This window comes from Cellulomonas sp. NPDC057328 (assembly GCF_042667215.1).
Lineage (GTDB): Bacteria > Actinomycetota > Actinomycetes > Actinomycetales > Cellulomonadaceae > Cellulomonas.
Genome location: NZ_JBHUZW010000145.1, coordinates 1 through 9,254 on the forward strand (window position 1 = coordinate 1; position 9,254 = coordinate 9,254).

General features: G+C 73.1%; 7 protein-coding genes. 6 read left to right on the forward strand and 1 reads right to left on the reverse strand.

Going from position 1 to position 9,254, the window contains the following annotated elements:
- Positions 1-302 precede the first annotated feature (302 nt).
- The 6 genes from phnD to ACFUMH_RS17500 all read left to right on the forward strand — a co-directional run bounded on the left by phnD (position 303) and on the right by ACFUMH_RS17500 (position 5,318).
- Complete coding sequence (gene phnD / locus ACFUMH_RS17475; RefSeq protein WP_378208561.1) at positions 303-1,211, forward strand: phosphate/phosphite/phosphonate ABC transporter substrate-binding protein; 909 nt, start codon at positions 303-305, stop codon at positions 1,209-1,211.
- Complete coding sequence (locus ACFUMH_RS17480; protein ID WP_378208563.1) at positions 1,208-2,017, forward strand: phosphonate ABC transporter ATP-binding protein; 810 nt, start codon at positions 1,208-1,210, stop codon at positions 2,015-2,017. The genes phnD and ACFUMH_RS17480 overlap by 4 nt, the downstream gene beginning before the upstream one ends.
- The gene (phnE, locus tag ACFUMH_RS17485; protein WP_378208565.1) at positions 2,001-2,843 is read left to right on the forward strand and encodes a phosphonate ABC transporter, permease protein PhnE; all 843 of its coding nucleotides are present in this window, start codon (positions 2,001-2,003) and stop codon (positions 2,841-2,843) included. Before ACFUMH_RS17480 ends, phnE begins: the two co-directional genes overlap by 17 nt.
- Complete coding sequence (locus ACFUMH_RS17490; RefSeq protein ID WP_378208568.1) at positions 2,840-3,592, forward strand: tyrosine-protein phosphatase; 753 nt, start codon at positions 2,840-2,842, stop codon at positions 3,590-3,592. Before phnE ends, ACFUMH_RS17490 begins: the two co-directional genes overlap by 4 nt.
- Positions 3,589-4,209, forward strand: a complete 621-nt coding sequence (locus tag ACFUMH_RS17495) for a TetR/AcrR family transcriptional regulator C-terminal ligand-binding domain-containing protein (protein ID WP_378208570.1) — start codon at positions 3,589-3,591, stop codon at positions 4,207-4,209. Before ACFUMH_RS17490 ends, ACFUMH_RS17495 begins: the two co-directional genes overlap by 4 nt.
- Before the next feature lie 146 nt (positions 4,210-4,355).
- Complete coding sequence (locus ACFUMH_RS17500) at positions 4,356-5,318, forward strand: LacI family DNA-binding transcriptional regulator (protein ID WP_378208572.1); 963 nt, start codon at positions 4,356-4,358, stop codon at positions 5,316-5,318.
- 57 nt (positions 5,319-5,375) lie between these two features.
- Here the strand turns inward: ACFUMH_RS17500 and ACFUMH_RS17505 are convergent, their stop codons facing one another.
- Complete coding sequence (locus ACFUMH_RS17505; protein WP_378208575.1) at positions 5,376-8,729, reverse strand: glycosyl hydrolase; 3,354 nt, start codon at positions 8,727-8,729, stop codon at positions 5,376-5,378.
- Positions 8,730-9,254: the final 525 nt, after the last annotated feature.

Sequence of the window (9,254 nt, forward strand, 5' to 3'; positions counted from 1 at the left end):
CGCCGGGGTCGCCGGCGGGCACGTCGTCAGGCACGTCGTCAGGAAGCCGGCGCCACCGCTGCCCGTCGCGGGGTGCGCCCGTCGCCGTCCGTGACCGCCGGGAACGGACGGACCAGGACGTCGGCCGGCGTCAGACCGTGGCGCACCGCCGGCTCGGTCACCACGCCCAGGGGCTCCCGCCACTGTTCACCGAGCGTTCGATCGCGAGTCCGGCGGTCTCGTAATTCGCGGCCACCTGAGGCCGTTGGAGTACCGGTGTTCTCGGAGCTCCCGAGGCCCCGCCCTCCCGAAAGGCCATCCCGATGCGCCGCTACCCGCTCCCCGCGATGGGCATGCTCGGCATCACCGCTCTCGCCCTGGCCGCGTGCCAGTCCCCCACCGCGGACGCGGCACCCGCCGCCGCGGACCCCGACGAGCCGATCACGATCGCGACCCTGCCGGTCTCGGACGACCCGACGCAGGTCAACCCCGTCGAGGCGCTCGTCGAGCTGCTGGAGCAGGAGACCGGCCGCCAGGTCGAGGTCACCGACGTGCCCGACTACCTCAGCGTCGTCGAGGCGATCCGGGCCGACCACGTCGACATCGGCATCATGAGCGGCTTCCCGTCCGCGCTGGCGGTCAACACCGGGGAGGTCGACGCGCTGCTCGCCTGGGAGGGCAGCCACGACCCGGTGTCGACGTGCGTGGTGCTCGACGGCTCGCCCGTGCGGACCGTCGAGGACCTCGCGGGGAGGACGGTCGCCTTCGCCGACCAGGCCTCGAGCTCCGGCTACTTCATGCCCGTCTACATGCTGCACGAGGCCGGGCTGGAGCAGGGCGCGGACTACGAGGCCGTCTTCTCCGGGGGCCACGAGGGCAGCTTCGCCGCGCTGGCGCAGGGTCAGGTCGACGCCGCGTGCACGGCCGTCATGCTGACCGAGATGGGCGCGCCGATGTTCCCGTTCGCCGACGGCGAGTGGCGTGCGGTGGGCGAGAGCCCCGCCATGGCGATCCAGGGCACGGTCCTCGCCCGTCAGTCCCTCGACGAGGAGACGCGCACGCTGCTGGAGGAGGCGCTGCCCCGGGTCTTCTCGGCGGGCAACGCCGAGGCCCTGGGGGCCTACGGGTCGTTCGCCGGCCTGGACGTCGTCATCGGCCCGGAGCCCAGCGCCTTCGCCTCGTTCGCGGACATCGCCGCGGTGGCGGGCGTCGAGCTGGAGGACCTCGAGTGACGTCCACGACCGCGGTGCTCGAGACCCCGGTGCACGCGCCGACGCTCCCCCTGGTCACCGTCCGCGACCTGCGGGTCGCGTACGACCAGCACGTCGTGCTCGACGGCGTCGACCTGGACGTGGGCCCCGGCGAGACCGTCGCGCTGCTCGGCTCCTCGGGGTCGGGCAAGTCCACCCTGATGAAGGGCCTCACCGGCTTCGCCCCGATCAGCCGCGGCACGGTGCGGGTCGCGGGGCACGACGTGACGGACCTGCCGCGCGGCGGCCTGCGGGCGCTGCGCTCCGACGTCGGCCAGGTGTTCCAGCAGTTCCACCTGGTCCCGCGGCTGAGCGTGCTGACCAACGTCCTCACCGGCGCGCTGCACGAGGCCGGGGCCATCAACGTGGTGGGCGGGTTCTCCCGCGCGCACCGCGTCCGCGCGATGGAGCTGCTGGACCGCGTGGGCATCGCGGACAAGGCGACGGAGCCGGCCCGGTCGCTGTCCGGCGGGCAGCAGCAGCGCGTCGCCATCGCGCGCGCGCTGATGCAGCAGCCGCGCGTGATCCTGGCGGACGAGCCCGTCGCGTCGCTCGACCCGCGGCTCGCCGGGTCGGTGCTGCGCCTGCTGCGGCAGATCGCGGCCGAGGACGGCATCCCCGTGCTGGTCAGCCTGCACGTGCTGCCCCTCGCGCTGGAGCACGCCGACCGCGTCGTCGGTTTGCGGCACGGTCGCGTGCTGGTCGACTCGCCCGTCGCGCAGGCGGACGCGGCGGCGCTCGCCGACCTGTACGAGGAGGAGGACGACGCGCATGACCACGACCTCTGACGCCCCGGCCCGCCGCACGGCGGCGCCTCCCCTGCCGTCGGAGGAGCGCGCCCGCCTGGAGCGCGCGTTCTCGGTGCCGCGCAGGCGCTTCCTCGTCGGCCTCCCGGTGGCGGCCGCCGTGCTGCTCTGGTCCATGGGCGGTGCGGAGTTCAACTTCGTGAAGCTCGGCGAGGGCTCGGTGAACATGGCGGAGTTCCTGTCCCGCCTGTTCCCGCCGGACTTCTCGAAGCTCGGCGTCATCGTGGAGCTGCTCGTCGAGACGCTGCAGATGGCGATCGTCGGCACCGTCCTCGGTGCCGTGCTGTCGCTGCTCGTCGCCTTCGCCGCGGCCTCGAACATCGCACCGCGCTGGCTCTACTACCCGGCACGGTGGGCGATGAACGTCATCCGCTCGGTGCCGGACCTGGTGTTCGCGCTGATGTTCGTGTCGGCTGTCGGCCTCGGGCCGTTCGCCGGGATCCTCGCGATGACCCTGGGCTCGCTGGGGTCGATCGGCAAGGTCTTCGCCGAGGCGATGGAGGCCGTGGACCGCGGCCCGATGGTCGCCATGCAGGCCGTCGGCGCCTCGAAGCGCCAGGTCGTCCAGTACGGGGTGCTGCCCCAGGCGGCACCGCTGCTGGTCTCGTACACGCTCCTGCTGTTCGAGGGCAACGTGCGCGGCGCGACCATCCTCGGCCTCGTCGGTGCCGGCGGCATCGGTCTCGAGCTCACCACCGCGATGCGGATGTACGACTACGGACACCTCAGCGCCATCACCGTCTGCATCATCGTGCTGGTCACGGTGATCGACCAGGGCAGCGCCCTGATCCGGAGGAGGATCACATGAGCACGACCACCGCCGTCGCCCTGAGCGCGCCGGTCAACCTGCGCGACCTCGGCGGCCTCCCGGTGGACGGCGGGACGGTCCGCGACGGCTTCGCGATCCGCGCCGACGACCTCTCGACGATCACCGCCGACGACGCCGCCGCGCTCGTCGACGCGGGCCTCACCGCCGTGGTCGACCTGCGGTCGCCCGCCGAGGTGGCCGTCACCGGTCGCGGTCCCCTGGCCGGGCACCCGGTCGGCTACCACCACCTCCCCCTATTCGCGAGCGTCGGCGACTCCGCCCGCGGGGGCTTCACCCACGAGGGCATGGGCGAGATGTACGTCCGGATGGTCGAGGACGCAGCCCCGCAGCTCGTCACCGCGCTCACCGTCATGGCGCACACGACCGGCGCGACCGCGTTCCACTGCGCGGCGGGCCGCGACCGCACCGGCGTGCTCGCCGCCACGCTGCTCCTCACGCTCGGCGCCGGCGACGACGCGGTGGTCACGGACTACGGCAGGACCGCGGCGAACATGCCGGCGGTCATGGAGCGCACCCGGCCCCTGATGGGCGCGATGTTCGCCGCGCTGGACCTCGACCCCGACCTCCTGCGCACCACCGGGCTCCTCGAGGGGTCGATGGAGGTGTCCATGCGCCTCATGCTCGCCCGGCTGCGTGAGCGGCACGGCGACCCGCTCGCCCCGCTGCACGCCGCGGGCCTGGGCGCCGAGACGACCGCCCGGCTGCGGGCACGGGCGCTGGCCGCATGACGACGGCCACCACCACGGCCGGGGACGCGACACGTCGTGGCCCCGGCAGGCCCCGTGACGAGGAGCTCGACGGGCAGATCATCGCCGCGACGCTCGCGCTCATCGACGCGGAGGAGGAGGTGACGGTCGCCCGCGTGGTCACCGGCAGCGGCGTCAGCCGGGCGGCGCTCTACCGGCGCTGGCCCTCGCTGACGACCCTCATCGCCGCGGCGCTCGACGTGGGACGCACCGTGCCGCCCGGCCTGCCCGACGACGGCGACCTGCGCGCGACGGTGTTCGCGGCGATGTTCGGCGGCCCGACGTCCGTGACCGCCGTCGGCTACCCGGAGGCGCGCTTCCGGCAGCGCATCCGGCTCGTGATGAGCGACCGGGCGCTGCAGAAGGCGTACTGGACGTCGCACGTGGCGCTGCGGCGCGTCCCCATGGAGACCGCTCTGCGGTCGGGGATCGAGCGTGGCACCCTCCGGGCGGACCTCGACGTGGCCGCGTGCTTCGACGCGCTGGCAGGCGCTGCGTACTACCAGGTCGTGGTGCGCGGGGACCGGTTCGACGACGCCGCCACCCGGGCTCGGTTGCGCGCGGCGTTCGACGTGGTGTGGCGTGGCATGGAGGTGTAGACCTCCCGCACGGCGCTCCAGCCCCCGCCCCGACACCGACACCGGGCACCTGCAGCGCCCGGTCCGGCGCCCCGGGCTGCGGGGCTAGGGTGTGGCGCAGCTACGACGGGGAGGCGAAGGACGTGGCACGGTTGACGAGTGCCGACGTGGCGCGCGAGAGCGGCGTCTCGCGCACGACCGTCAGCTACGTGCTCAACGGCAAGACCGGTGTCGCCATCTCGGAGTCCACCCGGCAGCGGGTGCGCGACACCGCCGCCCGGCTCGGGTACACGCCGTCCGCCGCCGCCCGGGCCCTGCGGTCCGGCCGCAGCGACCTCGTGCTGTGCGTGCTGCCCGACTGGACCGTCGGCCCGGTCATCGACACGCTGCTGGACGACCTGACCACGCGTCTGGCGGACCGGGGGCTCTCGGTCCTCGTCCACCGGACCCGCGGTCCACGACCGCTGTCCGAGCTGTGGCGGGCCGTCACGCCGCGCGTCGTGCTCGGCCTCGCACCGTTCGCGGACGAGGACCAGCGCGCGATGCGCCTGGCCGGCATCACGGTGGTCGGCAGCGCGCTGGACGAGGACGCCGGCCCGCGCACGTTCTCCGTCCCGCAGACCCGCATCGGCCGGCTGCAGGTCGAGCACCTCGCCGGGCGCGGCCACCGGGTCGTGGGGTACGCGGCGCCGGGCGACGACCGGCTCGCGGCGTTCGCCGACCGGCGGCTCGCGGGCGTCGTGGAGGGCTGCCGCGAGCTCGGCCTGCCCGCCCCGCGGGTCGAGGTCGTCGACCTGGACGTGGCGTCGGCCGCCGCGGCCGTGCGCGGCTGGCGCGCGGGGGCCGATCCGGTCACCGCCGTGGCCGCGTACAACGACGAGGTCGCGCTCGGCGTGCTGGCCGGGGTGCGCCTCGAGGGCCTGCGCTCCCCGGACGACGTCGCGGTGATCGGGGTCGACGACATCCCCGCCGCCCGCTTCTCGGAGCCCGCTCTCACGACGGTCTGGCAGGCGATCGACGCGCAGGCCCGCTACCTCGCGGACGCGGTCGTCGCCGCGCTGGACGACACGGCCGAGCCGCCCGCGACGACCAAGGACGTCTTCCACGTGGTCGCCCGCGACTCCACGTGACGCACCGCGGCCCGGCAGCGTGCGGACGCTGCCGGGCCGGGGTGGGGTGGGGTCGCGTCAGCTGAACGTGAACCAGTTGACGTTGACGAAGTCGGCCGGCTGCCCCGACTCGAACGTGAGGTAGACCGTGTGGGTGCCGGTCGTCCCCTGGATGTTCGCCGGGATGGTCCGCCAGCTCTGCCAGCCCCCGGTGTTCGCGACCGCGAAGCTGCCGATCGACGGGCCGGTGAGGCTGTCGAGCCGCACGTGGACGAGCCCGCTCACGCCGCCCGCCGCCCCGGACGCGACGCGCGCGCTGAACGTCCCGCGCGGCGTGCTGCCGAAGTTCACGTCGTCGAACCGCACGTGCTCGCCGTTGGCGATGCCGGCGATGTTCTGCCCGCCGCCGGTGTCGGTCGTCGTCTCCTTGAAGATGCCCACCATGCCCGCGTACGCCTCCGCCTCGATGCGCGAGGTCGCGTCGACGCCCGCGGACCCGGCGGCCGTGGTGACGGACACCGCGCTGCTCGCGGCCGACCGGTTGCCGGCCGCGTCGTAGGCCCGGACGGCGAAGGAGTACGCGGTGGACGGCGACAGCCCGGTCACGGTGAACGTGCGGCTCGCGGTCGAGCCGACGAGCGTGCCGTTCCGCAGCACCTCGTACCCCGTGACGCCCACGGCGTCCGTGGACGCCGCCCAGGTGAGCGTGGTGGCCGACGCGGTCGTGCCGGACGCGGCCAGACCGGTCGGGATCGACGGGGGCGCCGTGTCGCCGCCGCCGGCGGACGTCGTGACGGATCGGGCGGTGCTGACCGCCGAGCGGTTGCCCGCGGCGTCCAGCGCGCGGACCGTGAAGGAGTACGTCGTCGACGCGGACAGCCCGGTCGCCGCGTAGCTCGTGCCCGACGCGGTGCCCACGACCGTGCCGTTGCGCAGCACCTCGTACCCCGTCACGCCCACGTTGTCCGTCGACGCCGTCCACGACAGGTTCGTGGACGACGACGTCGTGCCGGACGCGGTGAGGTTCGCCGGCGTCGACGGCGCCGTGGTGTCCGCCGGGGTGGACGCGTTCGAGCTGGCCACCGAGCGCGCCGGCACGTTCAGGGTGACGCCGTTGGAGAACCGGACCGTGATCGCCGACCCGCTCATGTTGGCGGCCTGGTACGTGCGGACGCCGTTCTTGACGAACACCGCGTGCAGCGGGGTGTTCGCGGTGACCGACCGGTCGACCGTGCCCAGACCCGCGAGGTTCTTGAGCCAGTAGAACGTGTGCGCCCGGGACTCGCCCTCCTCGACGGTGTACGAGTTCGCCTGCGCGCGGAACTGGGACAGCGCCGTGGGCGCGTCCGCGAGCGCCTGGAACTCCCAGATGATGTCCTGCCACACCGTCGCCGGACCGCCGTTGTTGCGTTCGAGCTCGGTGAGGTTGCGGCGGATGTACGCCGGGTCGTAGCCGAGGTACAGGTGGCCAGCAGTGCTCGGCAGCAGGTTGATGCCCTGGATCATCTCCGGCTCGGCGCTGAACCACGTCGAGTACGAGCCGCCGTCACCCCACACCATGCCGACCGTGGAGTGCCCGAACGCCGCCGGGAACGCCTCGTCGTCGGTGTCGAACCAGTAGTTCTCGATGGCCGACGCCTGGGTCGTGTAGAGGTAGATGCCGAGGTCGCGGACCGTCTTGTTGCCGGTGACCTGACCCCACTGGATGAGCCCGCTGGCGAAGTTCATGCCCTCGGACGACGACTCCTGGTTGTTGCCCGCGCCGAAGGCACCGTGCCCGGACGCCCAGTCGTGGCCCGCGTAGATGTCGAAGTCACGCAGGAACGGGAACCGGGTGTCGTTGCGGTCCCAGTTGGCCGCGTCCTTGATGACGGTGTTGACCATGCCGCCGTACGCGGACTCCGCCGCCCACGACGGGTCGAACTGCGCGACCGTGGCCGCACCCACCACGTAGTAGCCGTAGTGGAAGTGGTGGTCGTTGAGGTCGGTGTCCGAGCCGTAGGAGGCCGGGTAGCCGATCAGCGTGCCCCACGACGGGTTGTACCAGAACGACCGGGTCGTCTCGCCGGGGGACGCGGTCATCCAGTCGGTCAGCCGCGTGCGCATCGCGCTGACGAGGCTGTCCCGCGCGGCGGTGTTGCCGGTCAGGTTCGCCATGTGCACGACCTGGGCGATGCGCCCGAACGCCTTGCCGGTCCAGTACGTGTCCTCGCCGAAGCCGGCGAACGGGTCCCCGGAGGCGACCTGCGAGATGTACCCGTTCAGCTGCGTGGCGTCCGCGGAGCCCGCCGGGAAGCCGGTGTTCGCCAGCTGCGGCAGCACGCCGTTGAAGGTGGCGACCGTCTGGAACTGCGAGCTGCCGACGACGACCCGCATCGGCCCTCGCGGCGAGGTGTACGAGTAGGCGCTCGGCGTCACGCCGGCGAGCTGGTCGCGCTGGTGGGGGTAGAGCGCGTACACCGTGCCGGTGCCGGAGCCCTGCCGCGCGGTGGTGGTGAAGGCGTAGGTGGCGGTCATCTTCGCGGTGGCCTCGTCGTACGACCAGGAGACCTTCGTGCCGGTCACGTGGTTGTGGGCGTACGGCGCGTAGGCGCCGAGCGCCGCGACGCGGTCGGCGTTGCTGCTGGCCGGCGTGGTCGGGAGCACGGCGACGGAGAAGAACGAGCCGCCGTTCAGCGACGAGCTGATCGTGTTCCCGGAGACCGACCAGGTGGAGCCGGTGGGGCCGAACGCGACGTAGTCGTGGCCGTTGATCGTGTACCCGATCGCGCCGTTGCCCGTGCTCCACACCGTCGGTGCCGCCGTGCCCGTCAGGGTCACGTTGCCGCCGGTCTTCGTCGCGTAGACGAAGGGCAGGCCGTGCCCGAACGTCGTCCGCAGGCTGCTGCTGCCGTTGGTCCACAGCTCGCTCACGGTCCAGTCGGAGTAGCCGTCGACCTTGCCGGCCGCGTCGAGCCCGGCGATCCCGAGGCGGAAGTCCTCGGCGTAGTTGTAGTGGTACTCCCCCACGCCCGTGGACGTGCCCGAGATGCTCACCGCGGTCGGGTAGCTGACGCCGAGCCCGGAGGTGTACGCGCGGAACGCAAGCGGGTGCGCCATGAGGTTCTCGGAGACGTTCGCGCAGTTGAACTTGCGCCAGAGCAGCGAGGTCCACCAGTCGTTGGTGGGGATCGCGCCGGCCGGGAAGTTCGCGGTCACGTGGGCGCGCGGGTTGCTGATCGGCGTGTTGTTGCACTCCGTGGGCACGGCGCCGCCCGTGGGCGTGCCCTCGGCGTAGCTTCCCGCGCCGACCGTCACCGCCTCGGCACGCGGCAGCGGCAGGGCGATCGCCTGCACCAGGTACGCGAGCAGGGCGGCGAGCGCCACCAGCGCGACGAACCGCCGGGGGTGCGAGGTGCGGCGGAAGGGTGAGGGTCGTGCGTGAGCAGACATCCAGGTGTCTCCGTCCAGGTACGGCCCGCCGTGTCGAGGCGTTCGAGCACGACGGGCGCGAAGGCGCGTACGGACGGCCGCCTGTCGACGGCCGGTCGGGCGATCGGTCCGGCGGGTCGCCCGCGACACTGCGCGCGGCCTGTCGGTCGTGGCTGACGGTCGTCAGCCGTGTGGCGCGCACGGGCGTGTGGCCAGCGCGAGCCGGGGTCGGTGGTGCGTCGGTCGGGGACGCGCACTCCCTCGTCGCTGAAGGAGATGCGTCTAGTGACTCGTGTCACCAGACCGTGGGCCCAGATTCGGACGCGCTCGCGCCAAAGTCAAGTCGAGCGGCGAAGGCAGACACGATCCGGTGAGACTCGACGGGTCCTGCCGCGGTAGGTGTGCGTGAAAGGCACGTAGCTTCCCGTGGGCGATGGCCCGCAGCTGGCGCTGGAAGACCTCGGGCGGCAGGTCGGTTGCGCCGCCGCCGTAGCTGGTCAGACGCACGCCCTTGGGGATGAGGAACGGGCTGAAGTCGCCGGTGGT

What these genes read in the sequence shown, in the direction of transcription:
- phnD (WP_378208561.1), top strand. Translation starts at nt 303, where the DNA reads ATGCGCCGCTACCCGCTCCCCGCGATGGGCATGCTCGGCATCACCGCT.
- phnE (WP_378208565.1), top strand. Translation starts at nt 2,001, where the DNA reads ATGACCACGACCTCTGACGCCCCGGCCCGCCGCACGGCGGCGCCTCCC.
- ACFUMH_RS17490 (WP_378208568.1), top strand. Translation starts at nt 2,840, where the DNA reads ATGAGCACGACCACCGCCGTCGCCCTGAGCGCGCCGGTCAACCTGCGC.
- ACFUMH_RS17495 (WP_378208570.1), top strand. Translation starts at nt 3,589, where the DNA reads ATGACGACGGCCACCACCACGGCCGGGGACGCGACACGTCGTGGCCCC.
- ACFUMH_RS17505 (WP_378208575.1), bottom strand. Translation starts at nt 8,729, where the DNA reads ATGTCTGCTCACGCACGACCCTCACCCTTCCGCCGCACCTCGCACCCC.